Below are 22,680 nucleotides of genomic sequence, written 5' to 3'. Positions count from 1 at the left end.
GTCCTCTTCGCACAGTCACCTGGGCGGAAGTCCGCCCGAAGGGCTGTCGTCTCGGAACCCCTCCAATGGTTAACCAAACAGACCGAAACAAGACAGGCCGGGCTTACTAAACCGTTTTCGGACTGCTCCGTTCGAGTGACGGCAGAGGTCTAGACCTTGACCTTCGAGTGGTCTAAACCACATCGTTCCGGTACCCCCTGCGACTGAGGAGACCGATGTCCAAGTTCCGATGGCATCTAGCTGCTCTCTTCGCGGCCCTGTCCGCGTTGGTCCTCGGAATCGTCGTCGTGCCCGCTGCTAGCGGTGCCGGTGGCGTTTCCGCCACGTTCTCCAAGGGTTCGGACTGGGGAACGGGCTTCGAGGGCAAGTACACGATCAAGAACAACAGCGCGGCGGCTCTGACGTCGTGGACCGTCGAGTTCACCATGCCGGCGAACCACAAGGTCACCTCGCTGTGGGACGGCTCGTACACGACGAGCGGTCAGACCGTCACGGTCAAGAACACCTGGAACGGCAACATCGGTGTCGGTGGGTCGGTGAGCTTCGGCTTCAACGGCTCGTACACCGGCACGTTCGGTGCGCCGACCAACTGCAAGCTCAACGGTGGCTCGTGTGAGGCCGGCGGGACCAACCCGACGACCACGACCACCACGTCGACCACGACGACGACCACCACCACGACCACCACGACGACGACCACGACTGGTACGCCGCCGCCCGGTGGCAAGGTGAACCTCGGTTACTTCACCGAGTGGGGCACCTACCCCGCCAAGAACTACCTGCCGAAGAACATGGACACCTCCGGCACGGCCGCGAACATCACGCACATCAACTACTCGTTCGGCAACGTGACGAACGGCCGTTGTGTGATCGGTGAGTCGTTCCCGGCGATCGAGAAGTCGTACACGGCGGCCGAGTCGGTCGACGGTGTCGCCGACGTGTGGGACGCGCCGGTTCGCGGTGCCTTCAACCAGCTGATCAAGCTGAAGAAGAAGTACCCGCACATCAAGGTCCTCTACTCCTTCGGTGGCTGGACCTGGTCCGGTGGCTTCGCGCAGGCGGCGGCCACGGAGCAGTCGCGTCAGACCTTCGCGGACTCCTGCTACTCGCTCCTCGAGGACCCGCGCTGGGCGAGCCTGTTCGACGGCATCGACATCGACTGGGAGTACCCGAACGCCTGTGGTCTCACCTGCGACTCCAGCGGTTTCGACTCCTACCGCCTGCTGATGCAGAAGCTGCGCCAGAAGTTCGGCCAGAACTACCTGGTCACCTCGGCCATCACGGCCGACGGCACCAACGGTGGCAAGATCGACGCCGCTGACTACGCCGGCGCTGCGCAGTTCGTCGACTGGTACAACGTCATGACGTACGACTACTTCGGCGCGTGGGCCGCTCAGGGTCCGACGGCTCCGCACTCCCCGCTGACGAACTACGCCGGCATCCCGACCGCCGGTTTCTACTCCGACGCGGCGATCCAGAAGCTCAAGGGCAAGGGCGTCCAGTCCAAGAAGCTCCTGCTCGGCATCGGCTTCTACGGCCGCGGCTGGTCCGGCGTTTCGCAGGCGGCCCCTGGCGGCACGGCGACCGGCCCCGCGCCGGGCATCGAGCCGGGCATCCAGGACTACAAGGTGCTCAAGACGTCCTGCCCGGCCACGGGCACCGTCGCGGGCACGGCCTACGCCAAGTGTGGCGACCAGTGGTGGAGCTACGACACCCCGGCCACCATCGGCAGCAAGATGAGCTACGCGAACAGCCAGGGTCTCGGTGGCGCCTTCTTCTGGGAGATGTCCGGAGACACCTCGAACGGTGAGTTGGTGAAAGCGATGAAGAACGGCCTCGGCTGATCTTCATAAACGCCGGGAGGGGAGCTGGGTCAACCCAGCTCCCCTTTTGTTTTGCCCGGAATCAGCAGAAGTGCTGGTTCATCAGCTCGCGGTAGGCGTCACCGGGTTCGGCGTTGCTGCCGTTGTCGGTGACGGACAGCTCGAAGCGCTTGCCGTCCGGCGAGCCGAGCATCAACGACGCGAAGCCGTGGATCGTGCCGTCGTGGCCGTAGATGGTGTTGCCGCACGGCAGTTTCACCACCGAGAGGCCCAGGCCGTAGCCGGGGCTGACGGCCGTGGTGGCGGTCAACTCCCTTTGCTGGGCGGGTTTCAGCAGCTTACCGGCGAGCAGTGCGGCCAGGAACGCGTCCAGGTCGCGGGTCGTCGAGATCATCTCCCCCGCCGCTCCTCCCCACGACGGGTTGAGGCGCGTGACGTCGATGATGTTGCCTGCGGCGTCCGGGAAGTAGCCGTGCGCGTGCCGTCCTGGAATGTCCACAGTGGTGCGTGGAAGCACGGTGTCCTTCAACCGCAACGGCTTCAGGATGCGCTGTTCGACGGCGTGCTGGTACGGCTTGCCGGTCAGCTTCTCGATCAGCATACCCAGCACGACGTAGCCGGTGTTGGAGTAGCTCTGCCCCGTGCCCGGTTCGAAGAGCAACGGGCGGCTGGTGGCGATGTCGACGAGTTCCTGCTGAGTCCACGTCTTGAAGCGGATCGCGTGGAACCCGGCCGGATCGAGCGGCAGGGCCTCCGCGTGGTCGTACAGGCCGCTGGTGTGTTGCAGCAGCTGGCGGACGGTGATGCGGGCGTCGACCAGGCCGGGCAGGTAGCGGACCACCGGCACGTCCAGGTCGAGCCTCCCCTCTCCGGCCAGCTGGAGCACCACGGTCGACACGAACGGCTTGGTGACGCTGCCGATGCGGAAGGTTCCGTTGTGCGGCACGGGTGTGCGCGAACCGCGTTCGGCGAATCCCGACCGGAGCGTGTCGCGGCCGTCGACGAGCACCTGGATGCCCAGCGCGCCACCGGACTTCGTCAGTTCGTCGATGGTCCGCTGGACGGCGTCGTGCTCGGGCGGTGCCGCCGCAGCGGTGCCGGCGGTGGCCAGCAACGCGGCGGCGGTGAGTGCGGCTACCAGTCTCATGGTCAGCAGAACACCTCGGTGAGGATCCGGTTGAAGGCCTCGCCGGGGTCGCCCTGGGCCGGGCCGCTGGTGGCGTTGAGCTCGAAGCGCTGCTTGGTGTCCGGCGAGGTCAGCAGCTGCGACGAGTAGCCGGGGATGCCGCCGCCGTGGCCCCACACCTTCGCGCCGCACGGCAGGGTCTCGACCTGGAGGCCGAGGCCGTAGCCGGGGCTCACCGCGGTGGTCTTGCTGAGTTCCTTCTGCTGCGCGGGCTTCAGCAGCTCGCCGTCGGCCAGGGCGTCGACGAACGTGTCGAGGTCGCGGGTCGTGGAGATCATCTCGCCCGCCGCCCAGGCGACCGACGGGTTCATCCTGGTGATCTCGGACGGCTTGCCCGCCACCACCCAGTACGCCTTCGCGTGCGGGCCGCTGATGGCCGCCTTGTCGCCCGGCACCTCGGTGTCGTTCAGGCGCAACGGCTTCAGGATGCGCTGTTCCACCGCCTTCTCGTACGGCTTGCCGGTGATCTTCTCGACGAGCAGGCCGGCGACGACGTAGTTGGTGTTGGAGTAGCTCCACTGCGTGCCGGGGTCGAAGTCCAGCGGCTTGCTCGTGGCCAGCGCGAGGAGCTCGGCGGGCTCCCAGTGCTTGTAGCGGATCTGCTCGAACTGGTCGGGGTCGAGCGGCAACCCGTTCGTGTAGTTGTAGAGGCCGCTGGTGTGCTGCAGGACCTGGCGGACGGTGATGCGCTCGTCGACCAGGCCGGGCAGGTAGCGGACGACGGGTGCGTCCAGGTCGACCTTGCCCTCCCCCACCAGCTGGAGCACCACGGTCGACACGAACGTCTTGGTGATGCTGCCGACGCGGAACCTGCCGTTGTCGGGCACCTTCCTGTCGCTGTTCAGCTCCGCCTTGCCGGACACGGCGGTGAAGCGCTGCCGCCCGTCCGTGACCCTCGCCTGCACGCCCAGCGCGGCTCCGCTCTGCGTGACCTCGTCCAGGGCCTGCTGGATCACCGCGCGGTCGACGCTCGACGTGTCCGCCGAGGCGACACCCGCCGTGGTGAGAGCCAGCAGGCTCGTTGCCGTGATCGTGGCTGTCAGTCGTATCCCCATGTGACCCAGCTAATCGAGGCTGGGCGTCCGCTCACATCCACCTCGAGTCGCACAAGAGCCCAGGGATGTCCCTTGCTCCGTTCAGCAGAAGATCTCGTTGATCAGCTTGCCGAACGCGGGGTTGGGATCCCCGGTGCCCACGCCCGCGGAGAGCGAGAGCTCCACCCGGCGCTTCAGGTCCGGCGTCGAGAAGGCGTAGCTCGAGAACCCCGGCACGCCACCGGAGTGGCCGATGATCGTGGTGCCACACGGTGCCTTGTCGATGAAGACACCCAGGCCGTAGCCGGTGCTGACCGCGGTGGTCTTCGTGAGCTCGGCCTGCTGGGCCGGCTTCAGCAGCTTGCCGGTGAGCAGTGCGCCGTAGAACGTGTCGAGGTCGCGGGTGGTCGTGATGACGTCACCGGCGGCCCAGAAGACGGACGGGTTGAAGCGCGTGGTGTCGACGGGCCTGCCGTCCACGATCCCGTACGAGTGGGCGTGCGGGCCGCGGATCTCCACGTCGTTGTCCGGGAACCTGGTCTCGGTGAGGCGCAACGGCTTCAGCACCCGTTGCTCGACGGCCCGCTCGTACGACCTGCCGGTGATCTTCTCGATCAGCAGGCCGAGCACGACGTAGTTGGTGTTGGAGTAGTTCCACTGCGTGCCGGGCTCGAAGTCGAGGGGCCGGGCCGTGGCGATCGCGACGAGCTGCTCCGGTGTCCAGCTCCTGAAGCGGTCCGGCTCGAAGCCCTGCGGGTCGAACTTCAGCGCGTTCGTGTAGTTGAACAGCCCAGCGGTCATCTGGAGCAGCTGCCGGACGGTGATGCGCGCGTCGACCAGGCCGGGCAGGTAGCGGTCGACCGGCGCGTCCAGCTCGATCCGTCCCTCACCGGCGAGCTGGAGCACGACGGTCGACGTGAACGTCTTGGTGATGCTGCCCGCGCGGAAGCGGCCGTTCAGCGGCACCGGGCGCGGGCTGGTGTTCTCGGCGGTGCCGGACCTCGCGGTGAAGCCCGCCCGGCCGTCCGTCACGTGCACCTGGGTGCCGGTGGCGACCCCGATGGCGACGAGCTCGTCCAGCCCCTCCTGGACGGTCCTGCGGTCCACCTGCTGCGGTTCGGCGACCGCGGTCCCCGTGAAGAGCAGGCACAGAGCTGCTGTGGTGGCCAGCAAACGTTTCCCCATGCCACCACAACGGTCAGTACGGGCGTTTTGCTGCGTTCATGGCCGAAACGAGCATGGGACGCACTTTCGGCCAATGCACGTCCTTCTGGCACGAGTACGGCGGCACGAAGCCACCGCACCTGCCGGAGCCCGCGCCGATCTCCCAGACGAAGCTGGGCACGCCCAGGTCGTCGTACACCCAGTCGTCGGTGGCGCCGGACGCGTTGTAGAGCACCTCGCCGGGCTGTCCGGCCGTGAAGCCGGACAGCGAGGCCATGTCCTGAGCGATCTTGCGCAGCGCGGCGTCGTTGCCGGTCTTCTGCGTGCTCCAGCCCCACGGGAAGAGCACGTAGTTGCCGTAGCTGTGCATGGAGATCACGGCGCCGGTGGTGTCGGCTGACGCCGCCGCGGTGTCGCCGGGCGGGCGGGTGTCGCGGTAGAGCTTGCGCCACAACGACTCCAGCGCCTGGACCTCCACCTCGGAGTCGGCGCGCGGACCGCGGTAGGTCTCGGCGCACCTGTTCGTGGACGAGCCGACCTCACCCCAGTGCGAGCCCGCGTTGCGGTTCAGGTCGACGCCGCGGGACGACGCGCAGGTGCCGTTCGCGTTCTTGCGGTGCAGGACGGGCGTGTCGCCGCCGGACTCGACGATCTCGACGCCGTCCGGGTTGGCGATCGGCACGACCCAGACCTCCAGGTCGTCCAGCATCGCGGTGAGATCGCTGCCGACCAGGTCGTCGATGAAGCGGTACGCCATGTCGCCGGTGGTGATCTCGCGGGCGTGCAACTGACCCATCACGAACAACCGCGGTTTGGGCGCGTTCGGCGTCAATGCGCAGTCACCTGGGCTTTTGCGGGTGAGGCAGATTGCTTTCAGGTCGTATCCGCCGCTGCCCTGCGTCTTGCGCCACGAGTCGCCGTAGTCGACGACGGTCGCGAGTTCGGGATGTGCCGCCGCTACTTCGTTCAGATGGGCGAACTGCGCGGTGACGGTCCGATAGCCGCCGTAATAGGTGGTGTCGGCCAAAGAACGCGGCTCCCACTGAGACGGACGCATCACCGTCTCGACAGCCGGCTGGAATCCGTCCGCCGCGAGCTCGTCCGCGGTCCGCCTGCCGCCCACGACGAAGAGGTCGTCGCCGTCACGTCGCTCCAACACGTCGTAACCGAGGCGCAACAACTTCTGGGCAGAATCACCCATCGGTGCAGGTACGCGCAGCACGTATGTCGCTTGTGGACCTTCCGCCGGCGCGGGCGCGGGGGCGAGCAGGAGGGCTGTGCAGGCGAGCAGGGCGACGGCGGTCCGCATGATCAACGAGGATGGCCCGTTCGGCCGGACATCGCCAGTCCGTTCGACCGACCGGATGATTACCGTCCGGTGCTTGGGATCGGGAAACCGGCCACTTGGCGCTCTGTGACGAAAATCAATAGGATTTCTCCCAGCACCGCAGCGGTTATTGTGCTGGTGAGGCCGAAACCGACTCGACGGACAGCGAGGTCCCGCGCACAAACCTACCTTGGGAAGATTGAGGAGACCAGGCCATGGATCATCTGTACAACGACGGTGTCACCGAGGCCGCTCACTTCGACTTCCCCTGGCGCGGTTCCCTCGCGGACGACGACGACGGCTTGGAGCCGACCATCGTTCGCAGCATGGACTGACAAAACTCGGGGGTTCCCCATGACCGGCCTGTCCACCGTCGTCAAGGGCAGTGGCCCGGCTCTCCTGCTCGTGCACGGCGCGGGCGGCAGCATCCAGGCCAACTACGGACCGATCCTCGGAACCCTGACCCAGCACTTCACCGTCATCGCACCGGACCTGCCGGGCTCCGGCGGCTCCCCGAAGGCGCCGGGTGCGCTCGACCTGGGGCAGCTCGCCGACGCCCTGGTGGACGTCGCGGTCAAGGCCGGGCACGAGTCGTTCTTCGTGTCCGGCTACTCGATGGGTTCCGCGATCGCCGTGACCACGGCGGTGAAGCACCCAGACCGCGTGCGCGGACTGGTGCTGAGCACGCCGTTCACCAAGATCGACGTCGCCACCAAGGCGAAGATCGACAAGTGGAAGGCGCTGCTCGACGGGCCGCGTTCGGCGCTGGCGCGGTACATCCTGTCGCTGATGTGCAGCAAGCAGTACCTGGCCCGGCTCTCGCCCGCGCAGGCGGAGGGGTTCGCCGAGCTGATCGGCGCGTCCGTGCCGACCGGATCGTCCGCGCACATCGACCTGATCCTGCGCACCGACCTGTCGGACGTGCTGCCGCAGGTCACGCAGCCGACGCTGGTGATCGGCGCGTCCGGTGACCAGCTGCTGTCGCCCGAGCTGGGCAAGGAGGTCTCGGACCTCGTTCCGAACTCGAAGTACGCCGACCTGCCGTGCGGTCACGCGATCGCGCTGGAGTCCGCGATGCCGTGGGCGCGGCTGATCACCGACTACCTGAAGTCCGTGTAGTGCGGAGGCGGTGGGCCAATGCCGTGTGGCGGCGGCCCGCCCCGACCGTGCGGACGGCCTGGCCGATGGCGCGTTTGCTGCCCACCAGGACCACGAGCTTCTTCGCGCGCGTGACGGCCGTGTAGAGCAGGTTGCGCTGCAGCATCATCCACGCGCTGGTCGTGATCGGGATGACCACGCACGGGTACTCGCTGCCCTGCGAGCGGTGGATGGTCATGGCGTAGGCGTGGCTGAGCTCGTCCAGCTCGGAGAACTCGTAGTCGACCTCTTCGTCCTCGTCCGTGCGGATGGTCAGCTTCTGCTCGACGGTGTCGAGGGCGATGACCACGCCGAGCGTGCCGTTGAAGACGCCGTTGCGGCCCTTGTCGTAGTTGTTGCGGATCTGGGTGACCTTGTCCCCCAGCTTGAACACCCTGCCGCCGAAGCGCTTCTCGGGCAGGTTCTCCCTGGACGGCGTCAGCGCTTCCTGGAGCACGGTGTTGAGCGCGCCGGCACCGGCCGGGCCGCGGTGCATCGGGGCGAGGACCTGGATGTCCTTGCGCGGGTCGAGCCGGAACTTGCGCGGGATGCGGTTCGCGACGACGTCCACGGTGAGCGTCGCGGCCTCCTCCGCCTCGTCGGTGCTGAAGAGGAAGAAGTCGGGCATGCCCTGGACGATCGGGTAGTCGCCGCTGTTGATGCGGTGGGCGTTCGTGACGACGCCGGACTCCTGGGCCTGCCGGAAGATGTGCGTGAGGCGGACGTTCGGGATCGGGCTGCCCTGCGCCAGCACGTCTCTGAGCACCTCGCCCGCGCCCACGGACGGCAGCTGGTCGACGTCGCCCACGAGCAGGAGGTGTGCGCCGGGCGGGACGGCCTTGACGAGCTTGTTGGCCAGCAACAGGTCCAGCATCGAGGCCTCGTCGACGACCACGAGGTCGGCGTCGAGCGGGTGGTCCCGGTCGAACGCCGCGTCGCCGCCCGGTTTGAGCTCCAGCAGGCGGTGCACGGTGCGGGCCTCGTGGCCGGTCAGCTCGGTGAGGCGTTTCGCGGCACGTCCGGTGGGGGCGGCCAGGACGATCTTCGCCCGCTTCGCCTGGGCGAGCCGGACGATCGAGCGGACCGTGAAGCTCTTGCCGCAGCCGGGGCCGCCGGTCAGCACGGCGACCTTCCGGGTGAGGGCGAGTTGGACGGCTTCGCGTTGGTGCTGTTCGAGCTCGGTGCCGAGCCAGGCGAGGGCCTTGTCCCAGTCGACGGTCTGGAAGCTCGGCATGCGGTCGGCGTCGGTGTGCAGCAGGCGGGTGAGCTGGGCGGCCATCGAGATCTCCGCCCGGTGGAACGGGACGAGGTAGACGGCGATCTCGTCGTCCGGCAGCTCCTCCCTGACCACGCCCTCCTCGTCGACCAGCTCCGCGAGGCAGTCGATGACGAGGCCGGTGTCGACCTGGAGGATCTTGATGGCGTCCGCGATGAGGGCCTGTTCCGGCAGGTAGCAGTTGCCGTTGGTGGTGGCCTCGGACAGCGTGAACTGCAGGCCCGCCTTGACCCGTTGCGGGCTGTCGTGCGGGATGCCGACGGCCTTGGCGATGACGTCCGCCGTCTTGAAGCCGATGCCCCAGACGTCCGCGGCCAGCCGGTAGGGCTCGTTCTTGACGACGTCGATCGACTTGTCCGCGTACTGCTTGTAGACGCGGACGGCGAGGCTGGTGGAGACGCCGACGCCTTGGAGGAAGACCATGACCTCCTTGATGGCCTTCTGCTCCTCCCAGGCGTCCGCGATGAGCTTGGTGCGCTTCGGGCCGAGCTTCGGGACCTCGATGAGTCTCTGCGGCTCGTGCTCGATGACGTCGAGCGCCTGCACGCCGAAGTGGGTGACGATCTTGTCCGCGAGCACCGGGCCGATGCCCTTGATCAGGCCGGAGCCGAGGTAGCGGCGGATGCCCTGGATGGTGGCGGGCAGGATCGTCGTGTAGTCGTCGACGTGGAACTGCTTGCCGTACTGCGGGTGCGAGCCCCACGTGCCGCGCATCCGGATCGACTCGCCGGGCTGCGCGCCGAGCAACGCGCCCACGACCGTGACCAGGTCTCCCCTGCCCGTGTCGACCTTGGCGACGGTGTAGCCGTTGTCCTCGTTGGCGTAGGTGATCCTCTCCAGGACCGCTTCGAGGACGTTCATGTGGCGAACCTACTGCTTTCTGCACACGATCTTCACAACTCGTCCCGGCATCCTCCACGACATGCACCTAAAGTCGCCGTCATGACAGGTCAGCGCCGGGTGCTCGTCGTCGAGGACGACATCACGATCGCCGAGTCCGTGGCCGCGCGGCTGCGGGCGGAGGGGTTCGAGGTGGCGGTCGCGCACGACGGTCCGTCCGGGGTGGCCGTCTCGGCTGCTTTCCTGCCCGACCTGGTGGTGCTCGACGTGATGCTGCCGGGGTTCGACGGGCTGGAGGTGTGCCGGCGGATCCAGGCGTCGCGGTCGGTGCCGGTGTTGATGCTGACCGCCCGCGGGGACGAGACCGATCTGCTGGTCGGGCTCGCCGTGGGGGCGGACGACTACCTGACGAAGCCGTTCTCGATGCGTGAGCTGGCGGCGCGTGTGCACGTGCTGCTGCGTCGGGTGTCACGGGCCGTGTCGTCGCGTTCGCTGGAGTTGGGTGATCTGCTGATCGACTTGTCTTCGCGTCGTGTGTCGCGGGCGGGCGTTGAGGCTCATCTGACGCCTACCGAGTACGACCTGCTGGTTTTTCTCGCCGAACGTCCTTCGGCCGTGCAGGCGCGTGAGCGGTTGCTGGCGGAGGCTTGTGGATGGCACGAGGGGGCTTCGTCGCGGACGGTCGACTCGCACGTGAAGGCGTTGCGGCGCAAGCTCGGGGCCGATCTGATCCGGACCGTGCACGGGGTGGGGTACGCGCTGGAGGTGCCTCGGCAGGTGCCGTCGTGAAGCGGTTCTTCGAGCTGCTGGACATGCTGCCGCGTCCGCTGGACTCGGTGCGGTCGATCAAGCTCAAGCTCGGCATCGTGATCGTGGTGTCCGGGTGTGTCTCCTTCGCCTACTTCCGTTATGTGACCGGGTGGTTGCCGGCGCAGACGACGCTGATGGCGTTGATCCTCGGGCTGCTGACCTCCCAGTTGCTGGCGCACGGCATGACTTCTCCGTTGCGGGAGATGACCTCTGCCGCCCGGTCGATGGCTTCCGGGGACTACTCGCGGACCGTTCGGTCGACTTCGTCGGACGAGGTCGGGCAGCTGGCGGAGGCGTTCACGGTGATGGCCGCCGACCTGGCCGCCGCCGACCAGCAACGCCGTGAGCTGATCGCGAACGTGTCGCACGAGCTGCGGACGCCGATCTCGGCGTTGCAGGCGGTGCTGGAGAACGTGGTGGACGGGGTAGCGGTGGCCGATGCCGCGACGATGCGGACGGCTTTGGCCCAGACCGAACGGCTCGGGCGACTGGTGACCGAGCTGCTGGACCTGTCGAAGATCGACGCCGGGGTCCTGTCGCTGAACCGGGAGACGTTGTCGGTGTCGTCTCTGGTGGCCGATGTGGTGGCGGAGGCGTCGGTGTCCGCGCCGTCGGCCTCGTTCTCGATCGACGTCGCCGGCTCGCTGACTGTTTTCGCTGATGGGGAGCGGTTGCACCAGGTGTTGGTGAACCTGGTGGACAACGCGGCCCGCCACGGACCCACCGGGGGGTTGGTGTCCGTGGCGGGGTACGCGTCCGCTGCCGGAGTGGTGCTGGAGGTGCGCGACGAGGGGCCCGGGATCGCCCGGGCCGACCGGTCGCGGATCTTCGAGCGGTTCACCCGAGGGGAGAGGGCGGGCGGTGGCGGGACCGGGCTCGGGCTCGCCATCGCCCGGTGGGTGGTGGACCTGCACGGCGGCGTGATCGCCGTCGTGGACCCCGGATCGTGCATCCGGGTGACTTTGCCTCGTTGAGCTTGGCTTTCGGCTGACCTGAGAGCGCACTGGGCCTCGTGCCGGTGCGGCGATGACGCACGCCCTGTCACGGGCTTGGGAGAGAGACATGACTGACTCGACGGACTCGTCCTCGACGCCTTCCGGGAAGAGCCCGGGACGACCGAAGTACCGGAACTTCCGGAAGGTCGGGTACCGGCCGACGTCCGGTGGCGAGAAGCCCGCGGAGGCAGGCTCGCGCAGGGGTACCCCTGAGTCGGGGTCCCCCGCGACCCAACCTACTCGGGAGGTCCGACAAGATCAGCCGGACGAGAAGGATGCCGAGGCCACGTCGCCCGCCGGCGGTACGCCGTCCCCGAAGAGCGCGAAGGTCGCGGAGCCTGTCACCCCTGCTGCCGCGCCTTCCCTGCAGCCCGCCGAGGTCGTCACCGCGACCCTGCCTCCCGCCACGCCCTGGCAGGCCCCGCCTCGCTACCCCGCGGCGGCCGCCGCCATGCAGACCCCCGGCCTCCCCTTCATGCCCTGGTGGCGCCCACCCACGACCGGCGCCCCGTCCAAGGCCCTGATCGCGGGCCTGGCCGCCGGTCTCGCCGGCGCCTTCCTCGCCGTCCCCAACAACGGCATCGGCTGGTTCCTCGCGGGCCTCGCCGGCATCGGCGGCGTGCTGTTCTACAGCGGCAAGCCGACGGTCGAGCGGGCGTTGTGGCTGGCCGCCGCGCTCGCGTTCCTCGCGATGGGGTTCCTGCGGGCCGCCGAGTGGGTGTTCCCGTTGAGCCTGCTCGCCTCGATGTTGTGCGGATCGATCGCCATGGCGGGTGGCAAGACGGTCAAGGGGCTCGTGTTCGGGGCCGTCGGGGTCGGGCTGGCGGCGTTCCGGTCGATTCCCTGGGTGGCCAAGGGGTTCCGGCGGCGTGGGCCGGTCGGGATTCGGCCGTTCATCTCCGTTGGTGTGGCGCTGGTGCTGCTGGTGGTGTTCGGGTCGTTGCTGGCTGGGGCCGACAAGGCGTTCGGGGACTTCTTCGAGAGCCTCGTGCCCGAGCTGGAGATCGGCGAGTACGTGCGGATGGCGTTCTACGGAGTCGTTGCGGCGCTGGGGGCTTTGGGGGCCTGCTACCTGGTGGCGGCGCCCGCCGAGATCGACGAGGACGCCGAGCTGAAGCCCGGGTCGTTGCGGCTCAAGGACTACGGGTTGCCGGTGGGTGTGCTGGTGTTGCTGTTCGCGGGTTTCGTGGGGACGCAGCTGGCGGTTCTGTTCGGTGGCGAGGCCTACGTCATGAAGACGGCAGGGGTGACGTTCGCCGAGTACGCGCGGTCCGGGTTCTGGCAGCTGCTGTGGGTCACCGTGCTGACGCTCGGGGTGATCGCCGGCGTCGCGCGGTTCGCGGTGAAGCAGACGCAGCGGGAACAGTTGTGGCTCAAGGCTCTGCTCGGGGCGCTGGCCGTGCTCACGCTCGTGATCGTCGCCAGTGCGTTGAGCCGCATGTGGTTCTACCAGCAGGCGTACGGGTGGACGGTGCTGCGGTTGCTCGTGGCGTCGTGCGAGGTGTGGCTCGCCGTGGTGTACCTGATGGTGATCGCGGGCGGGATCTCGTTGCGCGCCAGGTGGTTGCCGAAGGCGGTGGTCGCCACCGGTGCGGCGTTCTTCCTCGCTGTGGTGGTGATGAACCCCGAACGGGTGGTTGCCGACTACAACGTGTCGCGGTTCGAGGCCACGCAGAAGATCGACACGTACTACCTGTCGCAGCTGTCGGAGGACGCGGTGCCCGCGCTCGTCAGGCTTCCGGAGCAGGAACGCTCGTGTGCGTTGCGGTACATCAAGAACCGCAAGGCGGCCGTCGTCGAGAAGGACTGGCGGGAGTGGAACCTCGCGCGGCACCAGGCGGAAAAGTCACTCGAAAGTGTTGCGGTGACTGAGGTCACCTGTGAGGACGCGTACTCCGGCGAGAGGTAAATGGTCACAACACTGTAAAGTTGCTCAGCTACCAGTTGCCGAGAGGGTGAGAAGTGACGCTGAAGTGACGATCGCGGCTGAACCCGTTGTCCTCCCATCGATGTTCACCGCAGGGCAGGCGCCTACACCGCGCACCCTCCTGGACATCCTGCGCGCGAGTGCCGACGAGCACCCGAACGCGCTGGCCGTCGACGACGGCACCACCGCGCTGACGTACCGCGCACTGATCGCAGAAGTACTGGAACTCAAGGAAAAGCTCGCGGCCGAGGGCGTCGGGGTCGGTGACCGGGTCGGCATTCGCGTGCCGTCCGGCACGGTCGACCTCTACGTCTCGATCCTCGCGACCCTCGCCGCCGGCGCCGCCTACGTGCCCGTCGACTTCGAGGACCCGGACGAGCGCGCCGAGCTCGTTTTCGGTGAGGCGCAAGTGAGTGCGGTGCTGGGCGAGGGCCGATCCCTTGTGCGGCACGGCACCACGCTCGGCGTCCCGGGAGAACCGGGGCTGGACAACGACGCGTGGATCATCTTCACGTCCGGGTCCACCGGCAAGCCCAAGGGCGTCGCCGTCACGCACCGCAGCGCGGCCGCGTTCGTCGACGCCGAGGCGCGCCTGTTCCTCCAGGAGGAGCCGATCGGGCCCGAGGACCGCGTGCTCGCGGGTCTGTCGGTCGCGTTCGACGCCTCGTGCGAGGAGATGTGGCTCGCCTGGCGCTACGGCGCCTGCCTGGTGCCCGCGCCGCGCTCGCTCGTGCGCACCGGCATGGACCTCGGCCCGTGGCTGGTCGAGCAGGAGATCACCGTCGTGTCCACGGTCCCGACGCTGGCCGCGCTGTGGCCCGTCGAGGCGCTGGACGACGTGCGCCTGCTGATCTTCGGCGGCGAGGCCTGCCCGCCAGAGCTCGCGGAACGGCTCGCGGTCGACGGCCGCGAGGTCTGGAACACCTACGGCCCGACCGAGGCGACGGTCGTGGCGTGCGCCGCGCAGATGACGGGCACCGGTCCCGTCCGCATCGGCCTGCCGCTGGACGGCTGGGACCTCGTCGTCGTGGACGCCCAGGGCGAGGTCGTGCCCATGGGCGAGTCCGGCGAGCTGGTCATCGGCGGCGTCGGCCTCGCGCGCTACCTGGACGTCGAGAAGGACGCCCAGAAGTACGCGCCGCTGCCCTCGATGGGCTGGGACCGCGCGTACCGCAGCGGTGACATGGTCCGCGCCGAGCCGGAAGGCCTCGTCTTCCTCGGCCGCGCGGACGAGCAGATCAAGCTCGGCGGCCGCCGCATCGAGCTCGGTGAGGTCGACGCGGCGCTGGCCGCGCTCGACGGCATCGCCGGTGCCGCCGCGGCCGTGCGCACGACGCGCGGCGGCAACCAGATCCTCGTCGGGTACGTCGTCACGGACGGCGAGTTCGACCAGGAAGCCGCCATCGAGCAGCTCCGCACCGAGCTGCCGGCCGCGCTCGTGCCGTTGATCGCCGTGGTCGACACGCTGCCGACGCGCACGTCCGGCAAGGTCGACCGCGCCGCGCTGCCGTGGCCGCTCGAGTCGATGGACACCGCGGGAGTGGTGTTCAGCGGCCTCGAAGGCTGGCTCGCGGAGCAGTGGGCGGCCGTGCTGGGCTCCGGCCCGGCGTCCGAGGGCGCGAACTTCTTCGCCTCCGGCGGCAGCTCGCTCGGTGCCGCGCAGCTGGTCTCGATGATCCGCACGCGCTACCCGAGCACGTCCGTGCAGGACATCTACCAGAACCCGACGCTGTACAAGCTGGCCCGCAGGCTGGAGTCGTACGGCGAGCAGGCCGAGGTGCGCGAGGTCGCGCCGACGCCACGCTGGACCGGCGTCGTGCAGACGTTGCTGATGGTCCCGCTGCTCACGATCGCCGGCGCCCGCTGGGTCGTCGCCCTCACCGCGCTGTCGAACGTCCTGGGCTGGACGTCGGTGTCGTGGTGGTGGGTCGCTGCCGGGTTCGCCGTGTTCCTCAGCCCCGCCGGCCGCCTGGCGATCTCCGCCGGTGGCGCGCGGCTGCTGCTGCGCGGCGTGAAGCCGGGCGCCTACCCGCGCGGTGGATCCGTCCACCTGCGCCTGTGGACCGCCGAGATGCTGGCGCAGATGTCCCGCGCCACCGAGCTCTCGGGCTCGTGGGTCACGCACTACGCACGCGCGTTGGGCGCGAAGATCGGTGAAGGCGCCGACCTGCACTCGTTGCCGCCCGTCACGGGCATGCTGAAGGTGGGCCGCGGCGCCGCCGTCGAGCCCGAGGTCGACCTGTCCGGCTGGTGGATCGACGGCGACCGGTTGCGCATCGGCCGCATCCGGATCGGCGCGGGCGCCACGATCGGCGCGCGCAGCACGCTGTTCCCCGGCGCGCGGATCGGCAAGCGGGCCGAGATCGCTCCCGGTTCCGGCGTCACCGGCTCCGTGCCGACCGGTCAGCGCTGGTCCGGCGTGCCGGCCACGCGCGAGGGCAAGGCGGCGCGGTCGTTCCCGTCCCGCCGCCCGACCCGCTCGCGCTTCTGGAACCTGATGTACGGCTTCTCGTCCGGTCTGCTGGGCGCGTTGCCGCTGCTCGCGGCCGTTCCGGCGGTGCTGTACGTGCTGCGGCGGCCCGTCACGCTGACGTCGGCGCTGTGGGACGTCCCGGTCGCCTCCGCGATCTGGTTCGGCTCGTACGCGCTGATGGTGCTGGTGGCCGTGCGGCTGCTCGGCATCGGCATGCGCGAGGGCCACTACCCCGTGCACAGCCGGGTGGCGTGGGCCGCGTGGACGACCGAGCGCCTGATGAACAACGCGCGCACGGCCCTGTTCCCGCTGTACGCGTCGCTGTTCACGCCGGTGTGGCTGCGCATGCTCGGCATGAAGGTCGGCCGCCGCGTCGAGGCCTCCACGGTCGTCGCGCTGCCGAAGATGACCAGGGTGGGCGACGGCGCGTTCCTGGCCGACGACACGATGGTCGCGTCCTACGAGCTGGGCGGCGGCTGGCTGCGCATCGCCACGGCCCGTGTGGGCAAGCGGGCGTTCCTGGGCAACTCGGGCATGACCGCGCCGGGCCGCACGGTGCCGAAGGGCGGGCTCGTCGGCGTGCTGTCGGCGGCTCCGAAGCGCGCCAAGGCCGGGTCGTCCTACCTGGGCATGCCGCCGATGAAGCTGCCGCGGGCCGCCGAGGTGTCGGACCAGTCGCGCACGTTCGACCCGCCGAAGCACCTGATGTGGGCGCGGGCGCTGGTCGAGCTGTGCCGGTTCGTCCCGGTGATGCTGAACGTCGCTTTGGTCGTGCTCGTCCTGTTCGCCCTGAAGGAGTTCGGGATCTGGGCGTCCGGCCTGGTGCTGCTCGGCGCCGGCGTGACCGCGTGCCTGATCGCCGTGGTCGCCAAGTGGACGCTCGTGGGCCGGTTCAAGACCCGTGAGTACCCGTTGTGGTCGGCGTTCGTGTGGCGCAACGAGCTGGCGGACACGTTCGTCGAGGTCCTCGCGGTGCCGTGGCTGATCGGGTTCTCCGGCGGCACGCCGATCATGAACCTGTGGCTGCGCTCGCTGGGCGCGTCCGTGGGCCGCGGCGTGTGGTGCGAGTCGTACTGGCTGCCCGAGGCGGACCTGGTGAAGCTGGGTGCCGGGGCGACCGTGAACCGGGGCTGCGTCGTGCAGACGCACCTGTTCCACGACCGGATCCTGCGGATGGACCGCGTGGAGCTGGGCGCCGGCTCTACTTTGGGCCCGCACGGCATCGTGCTGCCGGGCGCGTCCGTCGGCGACCACACCACGATCGGACCCGCCTCGCTCGTCATGCGCGGAGAGGATGTACCGTCGGGAACCCGTTGGCTGGGCAACCCGATCTCCGCGTGGACATGAGCTTCTCCGTACATCATTACGCGCTAGAGCTTGACTACAAGCCGCACTCCGCGCGCCTCTCGGGGCGCGCGGTGCTGCAGGCTTCCTGCACCTCGCTGTCGTCGTTCGAGCTGTCGTTCGGCTCGCTGCGGATCTCGAAGGTGCTGGTGAACGGCCGTCCGGTGCGGTACTTCCACTCCGGCGGCAAACTCCGCGTGCGGGCGGCCGTGCGCGGGGCGTTCTCCGTCGACGTCCGCTACTCGGGCACACCGCACCCGATCTCGACGCCCGAGTGGGGCGACCTCGGCTGGGACGAGCTGACCGACGGGTCGCTGGTGGCGTCGCAACCTGTGGGCGCGCCATCCTGGTTCCCGTGCCTGGACGACCCGTCGTCGAAGGCCTCGTACCACCTGGAGGTCACCGCGCCCTCGCCGTACACGGTGGTGTGCAACGGGGTGCTGGTCGACGGCAAGGTCTCCGGCAGCACCACCCGGTGGACGTACTCGATGGCAGCACCGATGGCGACCTACCTCGCGACCGTCCAGATCGGACAGTACGTCGAGGCGTTGCCGGACGTGTGGGCGCCCGCGCGGCTGAAGCGGCTGGTGGCACACGACTTCGGCCGGCAGAACGCGATGATCGAGCTGTTCTCGTCGCTCTTCGGCCCGTACCCGTTCACCCGGTACGCGGTCGTGGTGACCGACGACGCGCTGGACGTTCCCGTTGAGGCGCAAGGGTTGTCGACGTTCGGTTCGAACCACGTGGACGGGCGCCGGGGTTCGGAACGCCTGGTGGCGCACGAGCTGGCGCACCAGTGGTTCGGCAACTCCGTCGGGATCGCCGCGTGGGAGCACATCTGGCTCAACGAGGGCTTCGCCTGCTACTCGGAGTGGCTGTGGTCGGAGGCTTCAGGTGGCCGGTCCGCGGACGTTTGTGCCGCTGCGGCAAGGGATCTGCTGCGCCGGTTGCCGCAGAACATCATCATCGGGCGGCCGGCACGCGCGGACTGGTTCGACGACCGGGTGTACAAGCGCGGAGCGTTGACGTTGCACGCGTTGAGGCGCGCGATGGGCGACGACTCGTTCTTCGCGCTGCTGCGGGAGTGGTGTGCGCGCAACCGGCACGGGGTGGCGACGACCGAGGACTTCATCTCGCTCGCCGGGCACCGCGACCTGCTCACGCGCTGGCTGTTCAAGGCCGAACTGCCGCGCTAGCCGGTGGGGCGTTGGTGGCCGCACTCGATGTCGTTGCCGTCGACGTCCGTGACGTAGCTGCGAGAGCCGTTCGCGTGGACCGTGATCGATCTCGACCCGTGATCCACCTCGAACGGCTCGTTGCCCCGTGTCGTCCCGGACCACATCCGGCCGCTCGCGGATCCGAACGTCCAGACCACGAAGGTCTCACCGGGCAGCAGCCAGTGGTCGCTTCCGTACGGCTCCAGGATCAGCTCCAGCGGTTCCTCGCCGTCGTTGCAGACCCGAAGCCGCGCCATGGGCTCCTCATCGACGGTCATCGGACCACTTCCAGACCAGCGGCGGCCTGCCTCCCTTGGGCAGCGCGGCCGCGTGTTCGGTGGTGCGCCCCAGGCCCGGCACGCGGTCCATCGTGCGGCCCAGGTTGGCCGGGTAGGGCCGGTCGCCGGTCAGCGACTCGGTCACGTCCAACGCCTGCGCCGTCGTGAACTCACGCCCCAGCAGGCCGGCGGTGAACGGCACGTCGCGCCACAGCTTGTCGGCGAACATCGGGCGGCAGTCGGCGACGATCCGGTCGTGGTCGAACGCCAGCGGTGGCACGGCGGTCAGCGGCGCCCAGGTCAGGTGCTCGACCTCGCGCGGGCGGGTGACCGTGGCCCACAGCGCGATCGACAGCGTCGGGCCGCGCGGGTCACGGGACGGTTCGTCGAACGTGGCGAGCTGGCCGGTCGCCGTCACCGAGTCCTCTGCCAGGCCCAGCTTGCCGACGACAGCCCTGGTGGTGGCGTCGCGCAGGCGTTCGCCCCTGCCCAGCAGCACGCCGGGAAGGGCCAGTTCGCCCGCGAACGGCTCCTGCGCGCGCGGTGCCACCCCCACGAGCACCGCGCGCGCGTCCGGGTCGAAACGCAGCACGATCACGTCCACCGACACCAGAGTCGACTCGATCATGGCCGCGATTCTCCCCCTTCAGTTCCGGACCGGCGTGCGCACCTGGTAGTCGGCGCGGGCGGGTCCCGCCCCCGTGACCTCCACGCCCACCCCCAGCAGGTCGCCGAGGTACGCCACGGGGTCCGTCAGCTCCACCAACCCCTCGATGGTGGAGACCTTCAGCCCATGAGCGTCCAGGTGCGTCACGGCCAGTCCGTCGATGCCACCGCAACACCGGACCGCGTACTGAAGCAGTTCGGCGTCGAGGTGACCCGCCCGCCACGCACCCTGGAACTCCCCCGTCCCGTTGTGCGCCTCGGGAAACCTCGCGAGGACGGCGGCGTCCTCGGTCGGCAGCGGCCCCGCGCCGTGCCGCGTCTGGTAGGTCCTGGTCACGCCGATCACGCGGGCGTGGCTGCCGTCGAGCAGCTCGCGGGCGTTGCGCGGGACGACCGTGGACCAGGTGGTGTGCGGGTGGAACCCGTAGGTCTCGTCGAGGAGAACACCTTGGGCGCCCTCGAAGACGAGCCGTCCGTCCGGCAGGTCGTCGTTCGTGATGCGGACGGCGTCGGCGAACGCGCGGTAGAGCAGGACCAGCTCGTCCACGCTGATGCCGTCGCCGATCAGCGGCTCGTAGAACTTCGCGAGCACGTCCAGGCGTTGCCGGAGCGTGCGCGGGTTCAGGCAGTCTCCGACCCTGGGAGCGGGCCCCGGGTAGCCGAGAACCTCTTGTCCCTCAACGACTTCGCCTTTCGTGTGGCGGGCGAGCAGCCCGTACCAGGCGGTCTCGCCGATGCCCTTGCCGCACGAGCCGTGCCGGTTCTCGCCCCTGGCGTACTCGCGCGCCCGGTTGGCGGCCACGTGGAACGGCGTGGTGAGCAGGGCGTTCGCCGCGATCGACATCAGCGAGAGCGGGTCGACGACACCGAGCGCCTCCAGTTCGCGCGACTCGGTGGCCAGCGCGATCGGCTCCACCAGGACGTGCCGGGAGAGCAGGGTCGGCACGCCCGCGAGCGTGCCGGACCCGAACTGGCTGAACGTGTGGTGCCGTCCGTCGGCGATCACGTTGTGCGCGGCCTGCGCACCGCCGTTGAACCGCACGACGGTGCTGACCGAGCCGTCCGCGCACAGAGCGTCGACGACCGCTCCCTTGCCCTCGTCGCCGAACCCGAGCCCGACGACGATCACATGGTCGTTCACGACAGCGCCACGTCGTCGGGACCGTCGATGCCAAGCGGCGCCGCCACGACCGCGCGCTTGCCGCTGCCGACCGCGACGAGCGCCTTGCCGACGGCGTCGCGTTCGGCGGCCGACCCGACCTCGGCGAGGTCGACCAGCGCCTGGTCGAGGTCCACGACCTGCTCCTCCAGCCCGATCGTGGCCGCGATCAGCTCGCACACCGCGCCGGGGTCGTCCAGCTTGAGGAAGTTCTGGCCGAGGATGGCGCGCCAGTGGTCACCGATGCTGTCGTCGTGGAAGTACGACGACTGGTTGGGCAGGATGAAGTAGACGTGCCACTTCTTGGCGAGCTCGCGGTACACCGACACGGGGTCGATGTCCTGCTTGACGTCGTCGCCGATGACCCGGCGGATGTGCCGGGCCTCGAGCCGCGGCTTGTTCAGCTCGTCGCCGATGATGAACAGGTAGCCCTTGCGGCCGCGCTTCTGCCACGCGTCCGTGACGACGTGCCGTGCGATGAAGTACGCGGCCAGCTCGTACGACTCGCTCTTCTGCCCGCCGCCGTTGCCTTCGAGGAAGATGTCGCGCAGCTGCTCGTCCATGCGGTTGTCCGACTCGAACTGCCCGACCTGCAACGGAACCCGGTCGCTGTCGGCGTCCCCGATGCCACCGAACAGCAGCTGCGGGTCAGCCAGATATCCCTTGCGCTGCAACAACCCGTGCAGCTTGCCGAGCTTGCCCTGCATGATCATCGGCACGCTGCCCATCGAGCCCGTGACGTCGAACAGCACGGCGATCGGTGTCGAGTCGGCGTGGTCGGCCGAGTCTCTGCACTCGCGGAAGCCGACCTGGAACGGGTCGAGCGACGGCGCCGCCTTCCAGCCCGACGCCGGCGTGGCCTTGACCGAGGCGGTGTAGCCGAAGTCGGCGATCCCCTTGGCGGCGCGGAAGGTCCTGGCCGCGGCGTACGCGTTGTCGTCCCAGTTGCCGTGTCCCATGGTCATTCTCCTGTCTTGGGCATCGTGAACGGGCGGAAGGTCCTCGGCCCGTAGAGCTCTTCGAGCAGTTCGTCGTACTCGCGGATCAGATCTGCGGCGTCCGGCCGTTGTTGCGGACGGTCCTGCATGCACCCCCTGGCGAAAGTTCGTTGCCTGGTTTCGTTGGGGAGCAACAGGTCGAGCATCAGCCTGTGTGCCATGTGGACGTCGGTGGCGGCGGTGACCGGCTCGTTGTTCGCGACCTCCGGCGGGTACTCGATCGTCTTGCTGGTCGCCATCAGCCGTTCGTTCTCCTGCACCGCGAACGACCAGCCGACCAGGACGATCCCGTGTTGTTCTGGGTGCACCAGGACGTTGTCCTTGGTGACGGCACCGTGCACCAGACCCGCTTGATGCGCTCCGGCCAACGCTTTCAGGAGCCTGCGGTGCATCCACGCGTAGTCGCGTCCGTCCAGACCCGCGGGGAATGCCTTGTGGACCTCTTCGAGCGTCACGAAGCCGTCCCTGAGCGGGTCGAGCACCGTGAACGCCCTGGAGCCCTTCGCCGTCTCGCCCGACGTGTCGAGCAGCCGCGGGTAGAACGGCCGCAGCCACGCGTTGCGGTCGGTGAAGCGTTCGAGCCTGCGCAACGCCTCCCACTCGCCGTGGATCAGCGGGTTGAGACCGGGGTTGCGCACCACCTTGACCACGTACGGGCCGTCGGCCTCGTAGAGGTTGGCGATGCTGCCGACCGCGAACGGCTCGCCGATGCGGTAGGCGCCGGTCCGGGTGGTCAGCGTGACCGTCCTGGCGTTGACCCACTCGTGGTGCAGGCGGGTCAGTTCGGCCTGGGCGGCGTGGGCGCGGGTGTTGGCCGGGCCGACCACGTCGGGGTGCAGGACCGAGGAGAGCGCGCGGTACCGGCGCCGCGCCTCCCGGCGCAGGTCGGGGTCCGTGGTGCGCGGGCCGAACAGCGCCTCGGGCGAGGTCGCGCGTTCGACCAGGTCCAGCGCTTCCGTCGTCGTGAGCATGGTTTGAGTCTTGCAAACTCAAACTCCGATCGCAAGCCCTTCCGCTGAGACCCGT

General features: G+C 69.0%; 17 protein-coding genes. 7 read left to right on the top strand and 10 right to left on the bottom strand.

Annotation, left to right across the window (positions count from 1 at the left end):
• The first annotated feature begins 215 nt into the window (after positions 1 to 215).
• Complete coding sequence (locus ACQEU1_RS32330; RefSeq protein ID WP_433209888.1) at positions 216 to 1,844, top strand: glycosyl hydrolase family 18 protein; 1,629 nt, start codon at positions 216 to 218, stop codon at positions 1,842 to 1,844.
• 61 nt (positions 1,845 to 1,905) lie between these two features.
• Here ACQEU1_RS32330 and ACQEU1_RS32325 read toward each other — a convergent pair whose 3' ends face one another.
• From ACQEU1_RS32325 to ACQEU1_RS32310, 4 genes are all read right to left on the bottom strand, one after another.
• Positions 1,906 to 2,970 (bottom strand): serine hydrolase domain-containing protein, encoded by a 1,065-nt coding sequence (locus ACQEU1_RS32325; RefSeq protein ID WP_433209886.1) that lies wholly within the window; start codon positions 2,968 to 2,970, stop codon positions 1,906 to 1,908.
• A gap of 2 nt (positions 2,971 to 2,972) precedes the next feature.
• On the bottom strand, positions 2,973 to 4,064 hold the full coding sequence (locus ACQEU1_RS32320; protein WP_433209884.1) for a serine hydrolase domain-containing protein: 1,092 nt from the start codon (positions 4,062 to 4,064) through the stop codon (positions 2,973 to 2,975).
• An 81-nt stretch (positions 4,065 to 4,145) separates the two neighbouring features.
• Positions 4,146 to 5,228 (bottom strand): serine hydrolase domain-containing protein, encoded by a 1,083-nt coding sequence (locus ACQEU1_RS32315; RefSeq protein WP_433209882.1) that lies wholly within the window; start codon positions 5,226 to 5,228, stop codon positions 4,146 to 4,148.
• Positions 5,229 to 5,241: 13 nt separating this feature from the next.
• On the bottom strand, positions 5,242 to 6,516 hold the full coding sequence (locus ACQEU1_RS32310) for a M14 family zinc carboxypeptidase (RefSeq protein ID WP_433209880.1): 1,275 nt from the start codon (positions 6,514 to 6,516) through the stop codon (positions 5,242 to 5,244).
• A 372-nt stretch (positions 6,517 to 6,888) separates the two neighbouring features.
• Between ACQEU1_RS32310 and ACQEU1_RS32305 the strand changes: the two genes are divergently transcribed.
• Positions 6,889 to 7,653: an alpha/beta fold hydrolase gene (locus ACQEU1_RS32305; RefSeq protein ID WP_433209878.1), complete on the top strand. Its 765-nt coding sequence runs from the start codon at positions 6,889 to 6,891 to the stop codon at positions 7,651 to 7,653.
• On the opposite strand, the gene recD2 is transcribed toward ACQEU1_RS32305, so the two are convergent.
• Positions 7,628 to 9,808: an SF1B family DNA helicase RecD2 gene (gene recD2 / locus ACQEU1_RS32300; RefSeq protein ID WP_433209876.1), complete on the bottom strand. Its 2,181-nt coding sequence runs from the start codon at positions 9,806 to 9,808 to the stop codon at positions 7,628 to 7,630. The genes ACQEU1_RS32305 and recD2 overlap by 26 nt on opposite strands.
• Positions 9,809 to 9,889: 81 nt before the next feature.
• On the opposite strand from recD2, the gene ACQEU1_RS32295 reads away from it, so the two are divergent.
• From ACQEU1_RS32295 to ACQEU1_RS32275, 5 genes are all read left to right on the top strand, one after another.
• The gene (locus tag ACQEU1_RS32295; protein ID WP_433209874.1) at positions 9,890 to 10,576 is read left to right on the top strand and encodes a response regulator transcription factor; all 687 of its coding nucleotides are present in this window, start codon (positions 9,890 to 9,892) and stop codon (positions 10,574 to 10,576) included.
• A gap of 23 nt (positions 10,577 to 10,599) precedes the next feature.
• Positions 10,600 to 11,571 carry a HAMP domain-containing sensor histidine kinase gene (locus ACQEU1_RS32290; RefSeq protein ID WP_433211912.1) on the top strand — a complete coding sequence of 324 codons (972 nt, stop codon included), beginning with the start codon at positions 10,600 to 10,602 and terminating at the stop codon, positions 11,569 to 11,571.
• A gap of 88 nt (positions 11,572 to 11,659) precedes the next feature.
• On the top strand, positions 11,660 to 13,501 hold the full coding sequence (locus tag ACQEU1_RS32285; protein ID WP_433209872.1) for a DUF4153 domain-containing protein: 1,842 nt from the start codon (positions 11,660 to 11,662) through the stop codon (positions 13,499 to 13,501).
• A 100-nt stretch (positions 13,502 to 13,601) separates the two neighbouring features.
• A complete protein-coding gene (locus ACQEU1_RS32280; RefSeq protein ID WP_433209870.1) occupies positions 13,602 to 17,339 on the top strand; it encodes a Pls/PosA family non-ribosomal peptide synthetase in 3,738 nt (1,245 codons plus the stop codon).
• A gap of 71 nt (positions 17,340 to 17,410) precedes the next feature.
• A complete protein-coding gene (locus ACQEU1_RS32275; RefSeq protein WP_433209868.1) occupies positions 17,411 to 18,532 on the top strand; it encodes a M1 family metallopeptidase in 1,122 nt (373 codons plus the stop codon).
• Here ACQEU1_RS32275 and ACQEU1_RS32270 read toward each other — a convergent pair.
• Genes ACQEU1_RS32270 through ACQEU1_RS32250 form a run of 5 tightly spaced genes read right to left on the bottom strand, consistent with a single transcriptional unit; the run spans position 18,529 to position 22,625 of the window.
• The gene (locus ACQEU1_RS32270) at positions 18,529 to 18,831 is read right to left on the bottom strand and encodes a hypothetical protein (protein ID WP_433209866.1); all 303 of its coding nucleotides are present in this window, start codon (positions 18,829 to 18,831) and stop codon (positions 18,529 to 18,531) included. The genes ACQEU1_RS32275 and ACQEU1_RS32270 overlap by 4 nt on opposite strands.
• A complete protein-coding gene (locus ACQEU1_RS32265; protein ID WP_433209864.1) occupies positions 18,818 to 19,459 on the bottom strand; it encodes an NUDIX hydrolase in 642 nt (213 codons plus the stop codon). Before ACQEU1_RS32265 ends, ACQEU1_RS32270 begins: the two co-directional genes overlap by 14 nt.
• An 18-nt stretch (positions 19,460 to 19,477) precedes the next feature.
• Positions 19,478 to 20,638, bottom strand: a complete 1,161-nt coding sequence (locus tag ACQEU1_RS32260) for an adenylosuccinate synthetase (protein ID WP_433209862.1) — start codon at positions 20,636 to 20,638, stop codon at positions 19,478 to 19,480.
• Positions 20,635 to 21,615, bottom strand: coding sequence for a hypothetical protein (locus ACQEU1_RS32255; protein WP_433209860.1), 981 nt, complete (start codon positions 21,613 to 21,615; stop codon positions 20,635 to 20,637). Before ACQEU1_RS32255 ends, ACQEU1_RS32260 begins: the two co-directional genes overlap by 4 nt.
• 2 nt (positions 21,616 to 21,617) lie before the next feature.
• Positions 21,618 to 22,625, bottom strand: a complete 1,008-nt coding sequence (locus ACQEU1_RS32250) for an adenylate cyclase (protein WP_433209858.1) — start codon at positions 22,623 to 22,625, stop codon at positions 21,618 to 21,620.
• Positions 22,626 to 22,680 lie beyond the last annotated feature (55 nt).

Source organism: Lentzea sp. CA-135723 (assembly GCF_050936595.1).
Classification (GTDB): Bacteria; Actinomycetota; Actinomycetes; order Mycobacteriales; family Pseudonocardiaceae; genus Lentzea.
The sequence above is the reverse complement of the archived record's forward strand: the minus strand, read 5'-3'. Positions and strand labels throughout refer to the sequence as shown.